Here is a 20,811-nt window from a genome sequence, read left to right as displayed (position 1 = left end):
TTTCCTTTGCGGATGCTCGCCCATCCATATGTTAGCCACATCTTATGTACACTTGACAACTAGAAGACCGAACAGCGAATACTCTTCGAGACTGCACCTAGCAAGTGAAAAGAGGCGTATCTGTATTGGGGGAACTCTCTATGACTAAAACGCAAAAAGGGCGCTGTAAAAACAGCGCCCTTTTTCAATGTGGCGGAGAGATAGGGATTTGAACCCTAGATACGCTATTAACGTATGCCGGTTTTCAAGACCGGTGCTTTCAACCACTCAGCCATCTCTCCGTTGCGGTGCAGATATTATGTAAATGCTCGATCCTTGTAAAGAATTAAATTGAGTTTTCAAAACGTTTGGTGGTATTTTGAACAATGTGATGTCTTCGCACTCATTCACGTTGTATTGAGTTGATAAAAGAGAGCAATAAATAGCAAAATGTTAGAAATATAATCAATTTCTTTTGTGGCGAAGGGGATAATAAAATATTGTTTTATTGTTTAACCTTTTGTTTTGTAAAGATATATGGTGTTTCAGACAACACCTGTTCGCCCGAAAGTATTTGCCACTTTTACTAATCTCATTCAAAATTACTATTAAGAACTCTTATGAGAGTTGTTGTGTAGTAAGGTAAAATATGAAAGTTGTTGATATTCTCAAACACAAAAGTGAGTCACTTGCTAGGAAGCATCATTTCGAGTTTCGTGAATTGATGTCTCCGATGTTGCGTGAGTACTGGAGTGATATTGTTAATAGAGCGCACGCGCAACATCTTTTTCCATGGGTTAAAGATCACAGTACACCTGCAGTTAATGAAGAGTCTCCACAAGTAGACAAAACGCTTATTTCAATGTCGGAAGAGGCGGAAAAGCTGTATCTCGAATTACAGAACCAATTAAATGAAGAGATTCATGTTGGTGATTGGGCTACGATCGACCAAGAGCGAATTAACGCATTTGGCTTGGTAACGGAAGACATGCAGTGGATACACACTGATCCAGAACGTGCTTCTCAGGAGTCACCGTTCAAAACACCAGTTGCGCACGGCTTTCTTACATTGTCGATGCTCTCTAAGCTCACTGACAGTGTTGACCCCGAAAACCCGCAGTTCCCTGCTGCAAAAATGACGGTAAACATTGGGTTAAATCATGTTCGTTTCCCGTATCCAGTGAAAGCTGGAAATCGCATTCGTGCCAGAAGTAAGCTCCTTAAAGTAACTCCAGTTTCTAAAGGCATAGAAATTGAGCGTGAAATTAAAGTGGAAATTGAAGGCATTCGCCGACCTGGTTGTGTTGTTGTGTCGGTAATTAGATTAGTAATATAGTCGTTAATTGACGCAAAAAGGCTGCCAAATGGCAGCCTTTTTATATTTTTGGGTGTCATTTATTAATCGGAAGAGTGAATTCCGGTGTACCCGTAGTCCTCAATAAACGTCTGACCTTTTTCCGACAAAACATACTTTATGAACAACTTACCTTGCTCTGTAATCGCCTCTTTTTCGTGAAACAATAGAAATGGTCGTGACAGTTCATACTTATTATTTGCGATGTTCTGACTTGTTGGTGTTACATTTTCAAAAGATATCGCTTTTACAGAGCGGTCAACAGAGCCCATAGAGATAAAACCAATCGCTTGAGGGTTATGGTTCACTATGGTTTTCACCATGCTGTTGCTGTTTACGACTAGGTTTTCAGCGTTAATATTGGAAACTAAGCGGTTATTGACGACTTTAGTTAGCCCAAGCAAGCTTTCAAAACTGTAACGAGTCCCAGATGAGGTTTCTCTTGTTACTACAGCGATAGTACGATCTTCACCTCCGAGATGTCGCCAGTTATTCACTTTCCCTAAATAAATATCTGTCAGCTGCTTCCGCGATAAATTTTCTATGGTGTTAGCGCGGTTAACAACGACCGCCAATCCGTCGAATGCGATGGGGTAGACAGCGAGTGATTCGTTGAATTCTGCATCCGTCAAATAACGTGAGCTCATCCCTATTTCAGCTACGCCTTTCTTTACCAAAGTTATTCCAGCGGTTGAACCTATTCCTTGAATAGCTATAAAAGTGTCAGGGTGCTCTGAATTGTATTTTTCAGCAACCACATCCATGATACGGCTCATGGATGTTGAACCAGTAACATTGATTTCAGTGGCATGTACAGAAAAAACAAACAAGGAAAGTAAAGCGGCAAACGCAACGCGAAACATAGATTACTCCATATAGTGGATATTATTTCGAGCCATCATATGTCGTAACAATGACATTTTTGTGAATCCGCTTTTTACAAGCAGTAATGACATAACTCTACTGATATTTGATTCACTTAAGTCCTTTCTTTTGAAAACGCTTAACCCTGAAAGAACAGATATAGAGTCATCCTGGGTGAGTAATTGATGAAAATATACGCTCAAAAAAGGATAAAACTGAGAAGTGGGTTTATAGTTATTGTGGGGTAAAGGAAGGAGGATAGATCCATGTTGGTATGTGATATTGACCGCCAACGCCTCGATAAGCTGGCAAGCAAACTGTGCGAACACAGAAACCAAGGCTTGCCCATTGAGCATGGAAAAGCGCATTTTGAGGTTCTAGAATCGGGGGTATTGTTCACTAAATCCTTTTTTAAACTGGATTCAGGGCACCCAGATTATTCAAAAGATGTAGCAAAAGTAGAATTTGATCCAGATGAACATACTTGGCAATTATTCGTCAATAAACGTCAGAAGGAATCATTGTCAAAAGTGTGGCACCCACACCCGGTGGTGCCACGCAGTAGAGATTTGTCACAAGTGTTTTCGGTGATTGAATCAGACCAAGAGAATTGTATTTGGTACTGATTCCTCATTAAAAACAAATGGGCGAATTTATCTCATTTCAATACGCCGCTATGAGAACGAGGTTCACATAGTGGCGTGTCTGAGCTCCTCACGGTTCCAGTTAATGCGAGAGCGGAATTCTTTAGGCGTCATGCCTTGAATGCTCTTAAACGCGGTACTGAAGTGTGCAGCGCTCTTAAAGCCGCTCTGGAAAGCAATTTCGCAAATAGACTCATGAGAAGCACGTAGTTGGTTCGCTGCGTAGTTTATACGCTTTTCCTTCAATAGGTGCGAAAACGATAGCTCTTCGGCAGACAAACGTCGCTTAAGCGTCGCTGGAGACATTCCTAGTGTGCGAGAAACGCTTTCAAGCGAGATTTCGCTTCGAATATTTTTTTCAATATGTTGAATAACTCGCTGGCTAACTTTTAGTTCAAATGAGTTGTGAATCAAGCGTCTAAGGCTTGGGTTCACTTTTAGCATCTCGCTCACAAGCGCTCTAGCAAGAAACTCTGCCGTTTCGTTTGGTCCTTTTGCTTCTTCCAGAATACCGATCAGCAAATCTTGGATGGATTGCGCGACGACATCATCAGAATCGAATTTAACAAAGGAATTCTCTTGCTTACCAAAGACGTAATCTTCAGTGCCAGCTTTGATGCTTTGTAAAATTGATGTATCTAAATGAATAGCTGTTGCATTAATTGCGTTATTCTCAAGATCTGTTTTTACATCGGTCAGCAGTGAGATATCCAATAAAGTAAATTCTCCACTGCTTAACTTTCCAATAACGCCATCGGGAAATTTGAATGAAGCGCTGCCTTCAATCACCATAAAAATGACTGGATTGGCGGCGTGATATCTATCACGATCTCGTTGTTGGAAATTGCTGAACTTTTGTAGGGTTACATTCGCCATAGCACTTCTCTGTTTTTGTTTCTTCCGTAACTTAATTATTTCTATTGAGTTTTTGAAATCAAGGAAAGTTGAGCTGAATTATGACTGATGCCAATTAATGAGACAACTAGAAGTTTGTTAGCGTAAGTAATTGATAAGGCGTTGCTTTAACTGAAATGAGCATTTTATTTAATGAAAACAAAAAGAGCTCTCCTTTCTTAGAGAGCTCTTAAGTGGTTATTTTTTATATAAACTTTGAGAAGTGTTTACTTTGTTCCAAAAACTTTAGTTGGTTTCGCGACAAGGTTACGATTTTCAAGGTTGACATCGATCAAGATAATTTCAAGCACATCACCTAGTTGCCACTCCACAGACTTATCGACGATGATTTGACCAAGTTCGCTGTTGCATTCAATGCGTTCTTTAGTATCTAAAATTTGTGAGCTCGGTATAAAAGCAGACGCTCCATTTTCCAAAATACGAATACGTACGCCTGCTCTGTTTACGTCGAAAATCTCTCCTTGGAAACAAGTTTTGTTCTTAGGGGCATCTATCAATGTACGTGCATATAGCCAGTCACCTACATTGCGCTCAGCAATTTTATGATGCTTGCGATGAAGCGCCAATTCTTCACCAACTTGATCATCTGGCTTTTGAATTGGTTCCTTATCAAGGATGAGTGCTTTAAGCATACGGTGGTTAATCATGTCACCGTATTTACGAATAGGCGACGTCCACGTTGCGTAAATATCCAAACCCATGGCGTAGTGCGCTTCTGGCTGGTTACCCATTTCACTGTATGCTTGGTATTTTCGGATGCGATTATCTAAATAAGACGTCTCTTGGTTGCTCAACCATCGACGAATTTTGCTGAATCCTTCTAGAGATTTGGCTTCTTCAGCGGTAAATGGTTCAGCGTTGTCAGTGTTGATAAGCTCTAATGCTTCAGTCAACTTGTCTTCTTTGAAACCAGCGTGTGTATTGAATACACCTGTACCAAAACGTTCTTTAAGCGCTTTACCCGCACAAATATTTGCGGTGATCATAGACTCTTCAACTAAGCGATTAGCGGTACGGCGTGAATCAGCATGTATTGCGATAACGTCGTTGTCTTCACTTAATTCGAAGCGATAGTCTGGGCGATCGGGAAAAACGACGGCATGTTTTTCACGCCAATCTGCGCGTGCTAGTGCAAACTCATGCAAATCTTTTACTACTTCAGCAATAACATCACTAGGTTCCCAGTTGTCTGAGGAACCTGTATCTAACCAATCTGAAACGTTGTCATAGACTAATCGGGCATGCGATTTGATGTTCGCAGAAAAGAATCGAATATCGTCACCTATAACGCCATCTTTATCGATTGAGACAGAGCAACAAAGGGCAGGGCGGATTTCGTCTTCCAAGAGAGAACAAAGTTGATCAGCTAAATCACGTGGCAGCATTGGAATGTTTCTGCCAGGCATGTAAATAGTGAATCCACGGTCTCTAGCGACCTTATCCATTTCATCATCTGGTGTGATGTAGGCAGTTGGATCAGCTATAGCAATCGTGAGATCAAAACCACCATCGTCGTTTTTCTTGGCATACAACGCATCGTCCATATCCTTCGTTGATTCGCCATCAATCGTAACGAAAGGAACGTTTGTCATATCTATACGCTCAAGATCAGCGTCGTCTTTAAGCTCCCAATTCTTAACGCCAGCCGGTTCGCTGTTTGGTAAGTCATTTTGGGCTAGTGTTACCCACCACGGTGCAATCTTGTCGTTCGCGTCGGTGATTTTTTTCGAAATTTCTGCAAAGAAACCATTTTCGCCACTAAGGGGATGACGTGTCAGATGAGCTACTACCCAATCACCTTCGTTTAAGGTTTCTGGGTTTAGCCCTTTCTTGGCTTTTGCTTTTAATGAGAATTTCTTAAGCTGGGGATGGTCTGGGATCACGTTTAAGCGACCTTTGAACATTTTAATTCTGCCAATAAAGCGAGTCAAAGACTGCTCGATCAGCTTATCTGGTTCCGCAACTTCTTTTTCATTCTCAGTTCGGATGATTGCTTCTACTTTGTCACCGTGCATACATTTCTTCATGTAAGGTGGTGGGATAAAGAAAGAAGTCTTACTGTCTACTTCTAAAAATCCAAAGCCTTTGTCTGTCGCTTTAATTGTCCCTTCTTTAGTTGGAAGGTTTTCTTTTATTTGCTGCTTTAATTGAGCTAGTAACGGGTTATCTTGAAACATCTTTATTGGTCGCTGTTAATTATCCGCCTAACTATATAGTCTGAATTTCTCCAATGCTAGATAAAGTCGAAATTTTCCCCTTATTTAGTGGGGTTGAAAGCTTTATAAAGTAGGGGGTCGAAGATGCAAAAGTGTGCAATATGTCCATTTGATGACCCAGAAAAGAGGAAAACAATGAAAAATGTGATGAATTTCAATTTTTTCTGGTATTTCTTGTGCTTTTCAGGCAGAATCCGTCTCCCTTAATGATGTCCCTAGCGGCTTGATGCGTTTTATTACTTATCCGCATCTGAACGGAGTCAGTATACCTTCTGGATTGGTATTGGAATTGGTAGAGCACGTGGGACCGTTTGTTTTTGTTTTAATATAGTGGGATCCCAATGCAAGATTCTGTAATTCAGTTTAGTGAATTAGCACTTAATGACGCCATTCTTTCAGCACTTGAAGGTATGGGGTTTGTTTCTCCAACTCCAATTCAAGCAGCAGCTATTCCTCATCTTCTTGAAGGAAAAGATGCTCTAGGTAAAGCGCAGACAGGTACGGGTAAAACTGCAGCTTTCTCTCTTCCTCTCCTTAATAAGCTTGACTTAAACCAGCGTAAGCCACAGGCAATTGTACTTGCCCCAACTCGTGAGCTTGCTATTCAGGTAGCCGCTGAAGTTAAAAATCTAGGTCAAAACATCAAAGGGCTTAAAGTTCTAGAGATTTACGGTGGTGCATCTATCGTTGATCAGATGCGTTCACTTAAGTCGGGTGCGCACATTGTTGTTGGTACTCCTGGTCGAGTTCAAGATTTGATCAATCGTGATCGTCTACACTTAGACGAAGTTCACACATTCGTTCTTGATGAAGCTGACGAAATGTTAAACATGGGCTTTGTTGACGATGTAACTTGGATCATGGAACAAGCGCCAGAAACAGCGCAGCGCGTACTGTTTTCTGCAACTATGCCTCCGATGCTAAAAAACATTGTAGAGCGCTTCCTTCGTAACCCTGAGCACATCGATGTAGCAGGTAAGAACCACACCGTTGATAAAGTAGAACAACAATTCTGGGTTGTTAAAGGTGTTGAAAAAGACGAAGCAATGTCTCGTCTTCTTGAGACGGAAGAAACAGATGCATCTATTGTCTTTGTTCGTACTCGTCAAGATACTGAGCGTTTAGCTGATTGGTTATCTGCGCGTGGCTTTAAAGCAGCTGCTTTACACGGCGACATTCCTCAGTCTCAGCGTGAACGTACTGTTGATCACATCAAACAAGGTGTTATTGATATCCTAGTTGCGACAGACGTTGTTGCACGTGGTCTTGATGTTCCACGTATCACTCACGTATTTAACTACGACATCCCATTCGATGTAGAGTCATACATCCACCGTATCGGTCGTACTGGTCGTGCTGGACGTAAAGGTAAAGCGATTCTTCTTGTTCGTACTAACCAAATCCGTATGCTTCGCACCATTGAGCGCGTGACTAAGTCATCTATGGAAGAAATCCAACTTCCTATTCGCGACAAAGTAGCGGAAGCTCGTTTGGTTAAACTTGGTAATGAACTTGCTGCTGAAAAAGAGCACAAAGCATTAGACAAGTTCGGCGACTTGATTGAAAAACTTCAAGAGTCTCTGGAAATCGATGCTGCAACACTCGCTGCGATTCTTCTTAAGCGCCAACAGGGCAAACGCCCACTGTTCTACATTGGTGAAGATCCAATGATTGAAGCGATTGAGCGTGATAAGAAACGTCGTAAAGAACGCCGTGAAGGTGGTCGCGATGGTGGTCGTGATGGTGCACGTGGTTACGGCAATAACAACCAAGACTGGGATACGTACCAGCTTCAGGTTGGTCGTGAGCAAGGCGTACAGGTCAAAGATATCGTTGGTGCTTTAGCTAACGAGCTAGGTTTGACCAAAGGTTCTATCGGTGCAATCAAACTTGCGCAAGGTCATACCTTCGTACAGCTTCCTAAAGCAATGACTTCTGAAGTGGCTGGTAAACTACGCAAACTGCGTATTCGCCAAAAAGAAGTGGGTGCGGTTGTGTGTGATTTTGATGATTTCCGCGAATCTCGTGGTCGCCGTGAAGGCGGACGTCGCGAAGGTCACCGTGGTAGCGGCGGCTACCGTGGAAACCGTGAAGGTGGTCAAGGTCGTGGAAACCGTGAAGGTGGTCAAGGTCGCGGAAACCGTGAAGGTGGACAAGGTCGCGGAAACCGTGAAGGCGGCGAGCGTCGTTTCGATCGTAACCGAGGTGGTGATCACCGTGGAAGCCATCGTGGCGAAAGAGCGCCTCGCACACGCAGCGTAGAAGCGTAAAATTGAAGAAAGCAGGTCCTTGGACCTGCTTTTTTAATATTCAATTAGTGAGATTTTCAGCTTTATTTCTATCGTCCAGACATAATTATATTTATCAGCATATATTGTTATAGTACCGACGTTCCAGCTTCATCCTTATTAACGATCTCTTCTTCTTTTAACGCATCCTCTATCCATATTTTTGTCGCGTCACAGCTTATAACATGCTCTTGATAAGCCTGAGCCTCTGGCGATAACTCAATACCGTATGTTTGGAATCTAAGTGCGACAGGAGCGTACATAGCGTCTGCAATACTCCAGCGCCCAAACAACCAACCTCCTTTGTCTCCAAACGCTCTAAATTGTTCAGACCATATTTGATCTATTCTGGCTATGTCAGCTTTGGCTGCTTGCGAAAGGTCAATACTTCTTCTTGCTCGAATATTCATTGGCATTTCATTCCTTAATGCCACAAAACCCGAATGCATTTCTGATGCGAGTGATCTTGCTTTCGTTTTTTGTGCTGTGTCTTCCGGCCAAGCTGTACCTGACATATAAGAATCATTGATGTATTCACAGATGGCAAGAGAATCCCAAACCGTTAGAGCACCATCAACTAAGGTTGGTACTTTTTGTGCGGGGCTGAATTTTTTTATCAATGTATAGAATTCCGGCGTATCAAGTTGGATTAGATTCTCTTCGAATTTAACCTCTGATTTATATAGTATTAGCCATGCGCGTAACGACCAGGTTGAGTAGTTTTTATTTCCAATAACTAACAGCATTCGCATTTCCTTGTGGATGAAGTTCATTTAAAGTTAATGAAAAGAAGCGAACGAAACTAATTCGTAGTTTTTATAGATTGTATTCAAATTATGAATGGGTGATTTGAGCATTACTCATACGAGAATATGTTCAGAGTCGTACTAAATAGGATTAGATATGGACATTGAGGCACTGCGAAGCTTTTTGGCATTTGTCGATACCGGTAGTTTCACGAGAGCGGCAAAACAGACATTTAAATCCCAATCGGCAATCAGCATGCAAATGAAAAAGCTTGAAAGTGAACTTGATAAGCCTTTGTTTGTTAAAGAGGGAAGGAACTTAGCGTTAACCGGTGACGGTCAGAGGTTAGCTTTATATGCACGAAATATTCTCCAGTTACACGATGAAACGGTTAGCGAAATAAAGAACCAGCAAACTCAAACTGTAATTCGCTTGGGTTGCCCAGACGATTATGCAGATTCCATGTTACCAAACTTAGTGAGTTTACTGCATGAGGAGTTTGACAGCTTAGACTTACAAATCACTTGTGCTCCAAGTAACCGAGTACGGATCATGCTTGACAGTGGACGGCTTGATGTTGGTATTGTCACTCGGCTACCTAACAGTGAAGAAGGGTATTTACTTTCTAACGACATTGGAGTTTGGTTTATTGGGAACAACGAAACAATATTGGAACGAAAGCCCTTGCCACTCGCTCTATTTCAAAAAGACTGTAAGTTTTATCATGCGGCGACAGAAGGGCTTATAAAGCGAGATATTCCATTCCAAATAATATCCAGTTGTGGAAGCGCAGTGGCACAACGAAGTATCGTCAAAAGGGGGTTAGCATTGGGGGCTATGGCTTCTAAAAGCATAGGCGAGGGTGTTAATAAGTTGGAATTATCTTGGTTACCCAAACTACCGAATATTGATATTGTTTTGGTTACGTCGTCCATTGCACGAAACAAGTTTCCACAAGATCTTGCAAGGCGTCTGAGCGACAAATATCAAACTCTATATAAATAGAAAAGGGAGCGAGTGCTCCCTTTAGATAGAATAAGAAAAACCTACACCTTAAATGCGTTTACTAGCCCATTTAAGCGCTGCGCCATAACGCTTAGCTGCTCACTGGATTGAGACGTGTGACTAGTTCCAATTTCCGTCTGTTCCGCGACCTCAGAAATACTGGATATGCTGTTTCCAATACTGAGTATCTGATGTCGTTGATCTTCTGCTGAGTTCGCTATGTCGGTAGACATTTCAGCCAGTGTTTTAATTGACGCTTGTACGCTAGTTAAGGCATCGCCACAGTTTGTCGCTTTTTCTATCCCTAGCTCTGCTTTATGTTGACAGTTCTCTAACGAGTTGACTGTGTGCTGTACACCCGTTTGTAGATCAGAAATTATACGCTGGATATTTCCAGTAGATTCTTGCGTACGTTGGGCGAGCGTTCTAACTTCATCAGCGACAACTGCAAAACCACGACCTTGCTCACCAGCTCGTGCAGCTTCAATGGCAGCATTTAGCGCCAATAGGTTTGTTTGTTCGGCAATTTGCTTAATTACATCAAGAATATCTCCAATTTCGTTGGAGGATGCTTCCAAGTTTTCCGCAATTTTTACGGTAGCTTGTACCTCTTCCGCAACGCCTTGAATGACATCGAGGTTTTCATGGACGCTTTGGGTACCACTTGCAATAGTATCGGTCGACTCCCTAGTCGTGAGTAATGCGACTTCTACCTTTTCTGAAACTAAATCTGCTGAGAGAGTAAGCCGTTCTACTCGGTTAGCAACTGCAAGTGTCTGCTCTTTTTGATCTCGAATACCTGATTGGATTTGATGTGTCACACTAGACAGCTCTTCAGCCTGAGAGGCTAATGAATCAGTGTTTCCATGGATATTTACTACGACATCACGAAGATTCGTATTCATCTTGTTGAAAGCCGTTGCCATTGTGGCCAGCTCATCTTTGCCTTTGTTTTTCATGACAATAGACAAGTCTTTGTCATCGGCAATAAGAGACATGGTTCGAGTAAGTTTATTTAATGGTTTTAATATGTTTTGAGCAATTAGGCTTGAGAAAATGACAAGAGCAACAACAAAAATAAACGTATGAACTAACGTAGTTACTAATTCATCTTCGAACGCTTGTTCAACATCTGTAAAATATACACCGGTTCCTAACACCCAATTCCACTGATTGGACTTTCCAACGAAGGAAACTTTCTTTTCTAATTCGCTGCTACCCGGCTTTGGCCAGTCGTAAGCAACAAAACCACTGCCTTCTGTACGAGCAGTATCAACAAATTGTCGAAACGCTTTCGAGATATAAGCAGTGTTGTGTCTGACCATATTCTTGCCGTTGAGCTCAGGCTTAATAGGGTGTGTGACCATTACACCGTCTATATCATTAAGCCAAAAATAACCGCTACTTCCATATCGCTTTGTATTGATCAGATCTATCGCTCTGGCTTGACCTTCTTCCAATGAAAGCTTTCCCTGAGTGACGAGTTTTTCAATTTGATTAACTTGGCTAATACCACTCTGAACCAAAGATTCGGCAGCTTGCTTTCTTTCGTTAATCATCTGATCTTTTAGGTTCAATGCGGAAAATAGCTTTGCGCCAAAAATTATGAGACTAGCTACAATGATAATCAGCTGTATTTTTGCTGATACATTAAGTCGATTTAATAGGCGGTTAAGCATGTGTACTCCATTGATTGCACATCGAAACATTTTAAAAATGGGCGTTGATTTTATTCTGTTATCGAATAAATGAAATACGTAATTAACTCATAATGTTATGTACTATCAGCTTACTATGTTAAGTGTTTGAAACAACATACGTTTATTTCAGATGCTCTGTGTAACAGCATGTAACAGTAAAGTTACTTTGAGCTTTTTATTAAATTTAGTTCTCTAGCACAGAAAGATTTGCAATAAATAGTTAAGTAAAACTAAATATTATATTTTAGATGGTTAGCACATAAGAAAGTAATCGAATGAAAAATATAAGAACGGTGACAATAATGAGGTTATGAGCTTTATATATAAATCGAGTTGCACATGTTGCGTTTAATCCTGTTGAGTAATAGGCAATATTGATAAGAAGTGCTATGAAATAAAAGTTGGGAATGTATATCTAATGATAACTCCAATTAAATGAAAAATATCTATGTTCTCTATTTGTAAATTCTAAATATGCTTGTGAATATATATTCTAAGTAAGTACCAATTCAAAAGGCTTATTTGAATAAAAAGTCACTATAAATAGTTTACTAAAACAGGTTGTGTTAATGATTTGTTTCATTAGGAAATCTAATCCGAATTTCTAATAAAAGTCATTTTTTGAATTTTTGGAATACGAATATTATCTGAGCTATCGAGAAAACAGAATAATTTGTGAGGCAATCATGGCACAGGTAATGCACATTGAAACAGTAGCTGCTCCAGGGTCTATGGAATCAAAGACCTATGCGTTAAATATCAAAGGATTGATTGCTCATTTGTTGGATATCTTGTTCGTAGAAAGCAAAGTAGAACCAAAGCACAATGTTGGTCAACTTTCATCTTACCTACAACGCGATATCGGACTTTATCGCTAACACTTTTTCGCAAGTAAAAATGCCAGCTTTATGGGGTCACTTCATATTTAGCTGGCATTTTTTTATGTCAAATACAAACTTACTATCACTTTTTTCGGCAGTATTCGGCAATGATAAACATTGCCTGACCATTTGCTTTGCCCTGAATATGTTTAGGGTCATCGGTTAACCCAATACCACGAACGACAGTACCTTGTTTAATAACTTGACTAGACCCTTTAATTGGTAGGTCCTTGATGACTGTTACGTCATCACCTTTCTTGAGTTCTAAACCATTAACGTCGCGTGGTTTTTCAACGTCGTCGTCCATTCCTATCTCTGCCCACTTCGCCACGTCATCTTCTAAGTAAATCATGTCTAGAGCATCTTGCGCCCAGCTTTCTGCAGACAAACGCTTTAACTGACGCCAAGCCGTAACTTGCACTGGAGCAACAGGGCTCCACATGCTGTCGTTCAAGCAGCGCCAGTGATTAATATCTTTTGGCTCTTCAATTTCGTTTAAGCATGTTCCGCAAAGCATAATGGCGTGGTCAACAGTTACCATGGAATGTGGGGCAACAATATAAGGCTGCAGAGGCGCTTGAGATGCACACAATTCGCACTGTGAACCACAACGCTCTATCAGAGTAGATTCAGTAGACATTAAGGTCTTACCTTTGTAGGAATAAGTGATGTGTATTATGCATTTTATCCTTACGATTAAAAGGGCATTGATGCTATTAATGTCCCGATATTTCTATTTCATACTTCAATCTATTTTTTCATATTTAATAGGTATAAAAAAAGAGCCCGAAGGCTCTTTTACGAATATTACAAAGACTCAAGATTATTCAAGAACAGAGACTGGCGTATTGACTACCGCGGTAGTTAGACCGTCGTTTTCCAAGAAATCAGCAACAACTTTTCTTGTTTCTAGTACATGAGTAACATCGGAGTTGTCTTCCCTAGGACCAATCAAGCTCGAGTGGCTAGCTGTTCCGTTAAATTGAACAAAGGGTCTAGAGCCTGTATACGTAGTATTTGAAGAGCTAGTAATAGAAGTTAGACCAAGTTTTGTGGCGAATGCTTCTGTTCCAACAAATGCAGCTGTAGGGGAAAGCGGCGTTTTAGTAGGATCCTGCTCTGTGTATCCGTTGTTAGGTACAGTTTTATCACCATCGGATTGAACAAGCATCGTTGGAAACGCATTTCCGCTGTCAAAATAGCCTGTACTTGAAGCTATGGAGTAGGGATCGACTGTGTCAACCAGCGTTTGAGCGGCGACTTTGAATGGAATTAGTTGAGCTTCAATTTCTTTTGCAGAGCTTGGGCTTGCAGTTGCAAAGTTGGTGTAGCAGACTGCATCTTTAAATGTACAGCTTGCAGCATAACTTGCGTAAGATTTATCGGCTTCTTTTGCTAGGTTATGTTTGATCTGCGGTCCAAAGTTTTCCGAAGCAAAGAGTAATTCAGCGACATGCCCACCTGCATTTGGATAAGCCCCAGAGCCAAATTTCAAGAAGTTATCAGAGCCAGGTACAACACTTGATGCCGCTTGAGCCGTTGCTAGGGATGTAAATCCAGTAATCCCGCCTAACGAGTGACCAAGTAGTTTCACATTAGTGTCTGAAACGGTAATTCCATCCAGCGGGGTAGAAGCAAAGCTCGCTTTACCTAAAGCAATTCTAAGTCCGATTAAATCTAAAATACTTTGACGCATATTATCTCGTGCTACTGGTAGTGCTTTAAGATTCAGATAGTACAAAGCATCGTTGTTTGCAGAAATTGTGTCACTTAATGATCTTTCGCCGTGAAGCGGGTGATCGATAGCAATAACAGCAAGGTTTTGATCGGTTAAATTAGCAGCAAAGGCATACAAGTTTTCTTTTGCTGATGTAATACCATGTTGATAAATTACCAGCTCTGTGCTCGCATTTACTGTATTTGGAGTGAATAGTATATACGGAACATCCTTAACTGATTTGATCTTCGGTACGTATGAGTATTGGCTTGTTATGCGTGATGAATCTAGTGCGCTACCATCAGGCTTTTTCAAGTCCAAACCAATTAGCTTTTCTTGTTCAGTTGGATTCGTTAATTGAGTTGGGTTGATGTTCTTTGCAATCAATTGAGCCCCAATCACGCCTTTCAAATCATCATCTTGAAGTGCGTTATTTATAACCGCTAAGCTTGGCATTGCAGATTCAAACGGCGTAGTAGAAAAGCTGCTAAGTGAACTCTCTAAGAAGTAAGGGAGCTTAACCGTGCCTCTTGAAACGTTTACATTGGCAAAGTTTACTGACCCGCCTGTATAGATGGTTTGAATGCCTGTGCGTAATGCACTCGATTTTGTAGCATCACCATCCGCCACGTATTTTGTGAATGCATAATCGTTAGATAATGCGGTAGAAAATAATGACGTAGTTCCAAATGTCATTCCATAAACTGCGCTTAGATCAGAAGAGTTTGGATTTGCCGAATCTTTCCAAAGTGCTGCCAAGCTATCACGATAACCGGCTAACTTAGCCGTAGTGGAAAATAGAACATCGCCCACAGACTGTGTTGAAAACCAAGCGCTGTAAACAATTTTAGTTGCATCTATGCCTTTTAAGGCAGCGATTTTTTCTTGTCCTTTAATCAAAGCTTGCGCACTTGCAAGGCTACCTGATTTATAGGTAACCGTAGATGTTTTTAGGCTTGCATAGCTTTGAGATGTTCCGATTGCATTACCATCTGAGTCTGAAATGTCGTCGGTAAGAACAAACATGTACTCAGACTTTTCATCAAATGGTTTGATAGGTACTATAATCAACGTACTATCACTATCATCCTTGGCTTTGGCTACAGATTGAGCGACAAAATGCACGCCGAAAGTCAACTCTGTAACGTCAGTAGGAACTAGCGTTTTGTCTGTCAGTTTCTTCGCCAATTTAAAAACTCGAACACCAGAAGAGACAGTTTGGGAAGCCAAGCCCTTGCCTTCAAGTGATATATAAATTGGTGTTGAAGTCGAAAAACCATCTGCATAGCCCATTCCTACTCGAGGGTTCGAAATGGAAGTGTCGACACCAGATGGAATGTTTAAAGTACCGTCTTCTGGATTCAAAAAGAGGTTAGTAGGTACTGGTACACTTGCGTCTTTTCCTAGCAAGGTAAATTTGATCGTTGTTGCCCTGTTCACGGACTCCGTAAGATAGGGCTCTAGGTTGTTGGTTGGATCGCCAGTTACTTTATTATCGTTTCCACATCCTACAAGGATTAGTGCAGACGCAAGCAAGCTAATTGAGAATTTCTTAGACATCTGATATTCCTCGATTAATTGAATGTGTAGTTAACTTGAAGTGCAGTAATGTAAGCGGAACCAGAGCTTTCAAAAGTCAGCTCTTGCTCGCCAGCATTCGTTTCTTTAAATGTTCCGCTCTTGCTTTTAACAAGAGCAAAACCAGCATCAAAAGTGAGATTTTCGCTGTAGGCGTAGGTAGCACCAGCTGAATACCAAATACGATCAGAGTCAGGGATACTTAGTGTCGTCTTTCCTGCTTGTTCATCAAATGCTAAGCCAGCACGTAAAGTCCAGTCGGAATTCATTGTATATGTTGCACCAGCAGAATAGCGGTTGTTATCAGAATAATCCTCTTCCTTTAAGAAGCAGATCCCGTCATTTAAATCACAATCAGGGCTTGTTGCTCTAAGTTCTTTGAATTTATTCCACATGGTGCGTTGCCAGCTATAATGTACAGCCCATTGGCTGTCTAGCTGATGAAAGCCCGATAACTCAACGATATCAGGTAACTCGATTTTTAGCTGGCCCTTGACAGGATTTTTGCTCGAATCAGAAACTCTTGTACCGCCGTGATCAGTGAATTTTCCATCGTCAAAATCCAATATAACTGAAGATCTATAACCGAAACCAAATCTATGGTTTTCATTTACTTCGTATAGGGCACCAATATTCCAACCGAACGCAAAGGTTGTACCTTCCATTGAAATTAATTTGTCTGACGCGCTACCGCCAATAAATGGGTATAACGAACCTTTATGGCGATCCAATTCTGCTATGGCATAAACTAGGTTTACACCTGCACCTACACTGAAATTTTCGTTAACGCGGTAGGCAATATTTGGGTTTAGATTAACAGAAGCAAGAGAAGTATTACCTGACATATCGCCTGCTGCAATTGTGTCTGGGTAATCCGTGCCCACACCATAAGTTGTAAAAAGACCTACACCCCAAGCCCACTTATCATCGATTGGGCTGATGTAATAAGAAGCAGGGACAAACTGCATTGGAGCAACATCTTTGGAATATTGGTTGTTGGTTACGTCATTCACATCGACTTCTGGGTCGACAATAGAAATAGCACCAGAGGCTTGAGCTTTTTCAAAAAGTGTCATCGCTGCTGGGTTGCGTGCAAGTACGCTGGCGTTATCGGCTACTGCAGCCTCACCAGAAAATGCGCGCCCCAAACCAGAAGCGGAGTGCTCAGCAACCTGGAATCCGGCTGCATTTACATTACACGCAAACAATATGGATATTGTAAGCAGAGAGCAGTGCTTAATTTTCATCCTTGGTCCCCTTGGGTAAGACTTGTATTTATATGAGTGGGATTAGCCATTTTGGCTACGGTTAATCTTAGAGATATGTTTCCGATTTGTTAAACAGTTGTTTAAATCATTAGTATGAAATGAGAGGTGGGTGGGATTTTATGCGACGCAAGAAAGGATTACTACTAGGGATTCTAAAAATTACAAACACATATGTGACCCAATTAACATAATTGAGTCGATGGGTTAAATATTATGCATGAATTTCACTTTATTAATTGTTATATCAATAGCTTAAGTGCAATTTGGCTTGTTACTGATCGTACCAGTTAGTGTTTTAATTTGATTTGAAAGGTTAGTGATCCTAGTAGAATTTGACGGGTGGGTTGAAAGCAACTCCGGTGGATTACTTCCGCCAGAAGCAGCAGCCATATTCTTCCAGAGCTCAACACTTTGGTAAGGATCGAATCCGGCTTTTGCCATTAGTTCTAGCCCAAGTATGTCGGCCTCAGACTCTTGGCTTCTACCATAAGGCATTAAAACCCCATACTGTACGCCAATGCCTAGCACACCCATAGCTAAACTTTGGTACTCTGAATTTTGTAGACTGATGTTTGTTAATTTCAAACCTGCGTTCGCTAGCTGCGAGCTAGACAATCGTTCATTACCATGGTCAGCTAAAACGTGTGCTATTTCGTGTCCAATAACGGTTGCAAGTTGGTCTTGGTTTTTTGCGACTTTAAGTAATCCAGTGTAGACGCCAATTTTCCCGCCAGGTAACGCAAATGCGTTAACTTGATCGCTCACAAATACAACGACTTCCCATTCCTTAAAGTTGAGTTGAGTTGGTATCGATTTTGTTATGGAGTCAGTAACGCACCGTACATACGTGTTAATTTTGCTATTATCGCTAATCTTTTCTTTTTGTTTCATCTGTTCGAATGAACTGGCGCCTAAATTAGCCATATCATTTGAAGAAAAGAGAAGAAGCTGATCACGACCAGTAGGCGAAGTAGTGCAAGATGCGATCATCGTTGCAGCAGTTAAAGCGATAGCAATCCGTTTTAACATCATAAACGGGCTCCATGTTTATGTTTCAGATTTTTTTAAATTATATCACTTCAAGCAGGATAATTTGAATGACACAACAAGAAAGTATATGGAAGAAAGACATCAGTCTCGACATTTTGAATGCGTCTTCTAAAAACACGCTAATGGAACATTTGAATATTGTATATACCGAGATCACTGGGAGTACTATCAGTGCGACCATGCCAGTAAGTTCCATTACTCACCAGCCATTTGGCATGCTTCATGGCGGCGCGTCTGTTGTGTTAGCCGAATCGCTTGGTTCTATTGCGGCTAACTTTGCGGTTGATGATGAACGCTATTGTGTCGGTTTAGATATTAACGCCAACCATGTACGGGCTGTGCGAAAGGGTACAGTAACAGGAACAGCAAACCCATTGCACTTAGGGATTTCAACACAGGTTTGGCAAATAAATTTGGTTGATGAGCAAGACCGTTTAATTTGTACCAGCCGTTTAACGATTGCAGTAAAAGCTCGAAAAGGATCGGTTTAATGGTTATCACCTTTAAAAGCGGAAAAGTAATAACGACACTTCACGAAATCGTCGTCAAGATTGATGGCGATCACCGTACCACGCTGCACTCGCAGGTTGATGCGATTACACTTATAGGGAAGGGTGCCAATGTTATAACTTCTAATAGTTCGGAAACAAAGTGGTCGGTAAAACTTGATAATGAGGAGCAACTTAAGGAACTTTCGAAGCATATTGGGATCCATATTCAGTAATTGATGATTATCTAAATTACTGAATACAGTTAGGCTTTCTTGGTGTAGTGCTTTGGTGAGCGCAATGATAAAATAAGGAAATCTGTTGTTCTTTCTTTTTGGAGAGTTTTCCTCATTATGAGTAGCCCACGCCTTCGAAGCCAATTTGAAACGTTATTCGAGCATTACAATGGAACCGACAGTAATGTTCAATTAGAAGACATCACCGAAATATTGTTTTGTACTCGCCGAAATGCGCGAATTGTACTTAATAAACTTGCAGAAGAAGGCTGGATAGAGTGGCATCCTGCGGCTGGAAGGGGGAAGCTTTCTCAGCTCCTTTTTCGGAGAAACAAACAAGACGTGAGTGAAAACTTAGCCAAGCGCTATTTAGAAGAAGGGAAAATAGGTCAAGCACTTAATGTTTTGGAGCGCGATGCCACACGCTTAACCCAAGTTATACAAGATTATTTAGGGCTACAGCATCAAGAAGGTCAGCAGGTGGTGCGATTACCTTATTACCGCGCACTGAAAATGCTAAACCCCCACAAACCTACACGTCGTTCCGAACAGCATATTATTAGGCAGGTATTTTCAGGTCTAACTAAGCTTGATGAAAATGAACAGGTTCAAGGTGATCTGGCGCACGATTGGGAAATGATCACTGCGAATCATTGGCGTTTTTACATTCGCCCGGGCGTCCGTTGCCACAACGGTAATTTGTTGACGTCGCAGGATGTAGTACAAAGCTTGTCCCATTCAGCGTGTTGTTCTATGTTTGATCATATTGATAAGGTTGAAGGCGTGTCCGCCTACGTTGTTGATATCCATCTTTCGATGCCAGACTGGCACCTGCCGTTACTACTCACCGAAACAAAAGCCAAAATACTGCCTTCGAATCAACTACCAGATGACCAAATGGATCGTATGCCAATTGGCACTGGTCCTTATCGGGTGCTACTTAATGATGATAAACGGTTAGTTTTGGAAGCTTTTGATGGGTACTTTGGATTTAGACCGCTCATCGATAAGGTCGAGGTTTGGGTAATTGACGAAACCTATTCAACACTTGTTTATCCCAGCCTCAAGCACCCTACTAAACCGGCTCATCGCGATCATGAGGATGTCGAACTTGACCCCGGTTGTACCTATTTATTATTGAACTTAAAGCACGGGTTGGCGAAAGATAAGCGGTGGGCAGACTATTTTTGTTCACGTTTAAACTGCTTCAACGTATTCGAACTGATGCCGAAAGACAAGATTGTGGAGCAAGGGCTTTTACATGCCCATGGACTAAAGCCCGGTTGGTTCCACTGCCACCCAGTGCCTCCAGAACCGGTCCCTTCAAAGGATACTGTTGTTAAAGTGGCATACCACTGTTTCCATCCTGGTTTTAAAATGTACGCTAAAGCTATTGAGGAGCTGCTTAAAAAAGACGGATTGACCGTTGAGTATATTCGATACGATGTAGAACCAGAGCGTATGGAAGACATTGATATTTGGATAAAACCAATGGGAATTAGCACAAATCGAGATGATGGATTGTTGGGATGGTTTTTAAGTTATGGCGACATTCATAATATGTGCAAGCCTGAACAGTTCGAAAAGTGGCGGTCGTTAATTAATACTTGGCGCGCAGAACCCAATACCACATTTCCGGCAAAACAGTTGGGAAAAGAGCTCGTAGAAAGCCAAGTTATTATTCCAATGTTTCACGGCTGGATGGGATTAAGCAAAGATCAATGTGGCTCTCTTCAAAATGCGAAAACCAATGCGCTAGGGTGGTTTGATTTTAGTAACGTATGGGTGAAACCAGATACCGTTATGCCAGATGTATCGAAGTAGGCTCTATCTAAGATCTTCATTAACATCGCTAATTCAGAGTGTTACAAAGATAGCCTT

Annotated in this window: 17 protein-coding genes and 1 tRNA gene; 8 read left to right on the top strand and 10 right to left on the bottom strand. The window is 41.3% G+C overall.

What is annotated here, in order from left to right; all coding sequences use genetic code 11:
- Window positions 1–190 precede the first annotated feature (190 nt).
- Window positions 191–281, bottom strand: a tRNA-Ser gene (locus tag Q8W40_RS09525).
- A 347-nt stretch (window positions 282–628) separates the two neighbouring features.
- On the opposite strand from Q8W40_RS09525, the gene Q8W40_RS09520 reads away from it, so the two are divergent.
- Window positions 629–1,315 (top strand): MaoC family dehydratase, encoded by a 687-nt coding sequence (locus Q8W40_RS09520; RefSeq protein ID WP_305396929.1) that lies wholly within the window; start codon window positions 629–631, stop codon window positions 1,313–1,315.
- Between the two features lie 62 nt (window positions 1,316–1,377).
- On the opposite strand, the gene Q8W40_RS09515 is transcribed toward Q8W40_RS09520, so the two are convergent.
- Window positions 1,378–2,196 carry a phosphate ABC transporter substrate-binding protein gene (locus Q8W40_RS09515; protein WP_305396928.1) on the bottom strand — a complete coding sequence of 273 codons (819 nt, stop codon included), beginning with the start codon at window positions 2,194–2,196 and terminating at the stop codon, window positions 1,378–1,380.
- A gap of 267 nt (window positions 2,197–2,463) precedes the next feature.
- On the opposite strand from Q8W40_RS09515, the gene Q8W40_RS09510 reads away from it, so the two are divergent.
- Complete coding sequence (locus Q8W40_RS09510; protein WP_126606435.1) at window positions 2,464–2,823, top strand: DUF3024 domain-containing protein; 360 nt, start codon at window positions 2,464–2,466, stop codon at window positions 2,821–2,823.
- Window positions 2,824–2,886: 63 nt separating this feature from the next.
- Here Q8W40_RS09510 and Q8W40_RS09505 read toward each other — a convergent pair whose 3' ends face one another.
- On the bottom strand, window positions 2,887–3,717 hold the full coding sequence (locus Q8W40_RS09505; protein ID WP_104402098.1) for an AraC family transcriptional regulator: 831 nt from the start codon (window positions 3,715–3,717) through the stop codon (window positions 2,887–2,889).
- 245 nt (window positions 3,718–3,962) lie between these two features.
- Entirely contained in the window at window positions 3,963–5,933 is a 1,971-nt protein-coding gene (gene rnb, locus Q8W40_RS09500; protein WP_305396927.1) for an exoribonuclease II, read from the bottom strand.
- A 380-nt stretch (window positions 5,934–6,313) separates the two neighbouring features.
- Between rnb and Q8W40_RS09495 the strand changes: the two genes are divergently transcribed.
- On the top strand, window positions 6,314–8,242 hold the full coding sequence (locus Q8W40_RS09495) for a DEAD/DEAH box helicase (protein ID WP_305396926.1): 1,929 nt from the start codon (window positions 6,314–6,316) through the stop codon (window positions 8,240–8,242).
- A gap of 107 nt (window positions 8,243–8,349) precedes the next feature.
- On the opposite strand, the gene Q8W40_RS09490 is transcribed toward Q8W40_RS09495, so the two are convergent.
- Entirely contained in the window at window positions 8,350–9,006 is a 657-nt protein-coding gene (locus Q8W40_RS09490) for a glutathione S-transferase family protein (RefSeq protein ID WP_305396925.1), read from the bottom strand.
- Between the two features lie 157 nt (window positions 9,007–9,163).
- Between Q8W40_RS09490 and Q8W40_RS09485 the strand changes: the two genes are divergently transcribed.
- Window positions 9,164–10,012 (top strand): LysR family transcriptional regulator, encoded by an 849-nt coding sequence (locus Q8W40_RS09485; protein WP_305396924.1) that lies wholly within the window; start codon window positions 9,164–9,166, stop codon window positions 10,010–10,012.
- Between the two features lie 41 nt (window positions 10,013–10,053).
- On the opposite strand, the gene Q8W40_RS09480 is transcribed toward Q8W40_RS09485, so the two are convergent.
- On the bottom strand, window positions 10,054–11,691 hold the full coding sequence (locus Q8W40_RS09480; protein ID WP_305396923.1) for a methyl-accepting chemotaxis protein: 1,638 nt from the start codon (window positions 11,689–11,691) through the stop codon (window positions 10,054–10,056).
- A gap of 707 nt (window positions 11,692–12,398) precedes the next feature.
- Between Q8W40_RS09480 and Q8W40_RS09475 the strand changes: the two genes are divergently transcribed.
- Window positions 12,399–12,590 carry a hypothetical protein gene (locus Q8W40_RS09475; RefSeq protein ID WP_101114459.1) on the top strand — a complete coding sequence of 64 codons (192 nt, stop codon included), beginning with the start codon at window positions 12,399–12,401 and terminating at the stop codon, window positions 12,588–12,590.
- Window positions 12,591–12,675: 85 nt separating this feature from the next.
- Here Q8W40_RS09475 and Q8W40_RS09470 read toward each other — a convergent pair whose 3' ends face one another.
- The 4 genes from Q8W40_RS09470 to Q8W40_RS09455 form a co-directional block, all read right to left on the bottom strand.
- A complete protein-coding gene (locus Q8W40_RS09470) occupies window positions 12,676–13,233 on the bottom strand; it encodes a PhnA domain-containing protein (protein ID WP_305396922.1) in 558 nt (185 codons plus the stop codon).
- A 183-nt stretch (window positions 13,234–13,416) separates the two neighbouring features.
- Window positions 13,417–15,870: a VolA/Pla-1 family phospholipase gene (locus tag Q8W40_RS09465; RefSeq protein WP_305396921.1), complete on the bottom strand. Its 2,454-nt coding sequence runs from the start codon at window positions 15,868–15,870 to the stop codon at window positions 13,417–13,419.
- A 14-nt stretch (window positions 15,871–15,884) separates the two neighbouring features.
- Window positions 15,885–17,135 (bottom strand): outer membrane protein transport protein, encoded by a 1,251-nt coding sequence (locus Q8W40_RS09460; RefSeq protein ID WP_305396920.1) that lies wholly within the window; start codon window positions 17,133–17,135, stop codon window positions 15,885–15,887.
- A 273-nt stretch (window positions 17,136–17,408) separates the two neighbouring features.
- Window positions 17,409–18,188, bottom strand: coding sequence for a M48 family metallopeptidase (locus tag Q8W40_RS09455; RefSeq protein ID WP_305396919.1), 780 nt, complete (start codon window positions 18,186–18,188; stop codon window positions 17,409–17,411).
- Window positions 18,189–18,253: 65 nt separating this feature from the next.
- Between Q8W40_RS09455 and Q8W40_RS09450 the strand changes: the two genes are divergently transcribed.
- From Q8W40_RS09450 to Q8W40_RS09440, 3 genes are all read left to right on the top strand, one after another.
- A complete protein-coding gene (locus tag Q8W40_RS09450; protein ID WP_305396918.1) occupies window positions 18,254–18,697 on the top strand; it encodes a hotdog fold thioesterase in 444 nt (147 codons plus the stop codon).
- Window positions 18,697–18,930, top strand: coding sequence for a DUF3389 domain-containing protein (locus Q8W40_RS09445; protein ID WP_305396917.1), 234 nt, complete (start codon window positions 18,697–18,699; stop codon window positions 18,928–18,930). The genes Q8W40_RS09450 and Q8W40_RS09445 overlap by 1 nt, the downstream gene beginning before the upstream one ends.
- A gap of 117 nt (window positions 18,931–19,047) precedes the next feature.
- On the top strand, window positions 19,048–20,754 hold the full coding sequence (locus Q8W40_RS09440) for an SgrR family transcriptional regulator (protein WP_305396916.1): 1,707 nt from the start codon (window positions 19,048–19,050) through the stop codon (window positions 20,752–20,754).
- The last annotated feature ends 57 nt before the right edge of the window (window positions 20,755–20,811 follow it).

It is taken from the genome of Vibrio penaeicida, assembly GCF_030689305.1.
GTDB lineage: Bacteria > Pseudomonadota > Gammaproteobacteria > Enterobacterales > Vibrionaceae > Vibrio > Vibrio penaeicida_B.
This window is presented reverse-complemented; position numbering and strand designations above follow the sequence as displayed.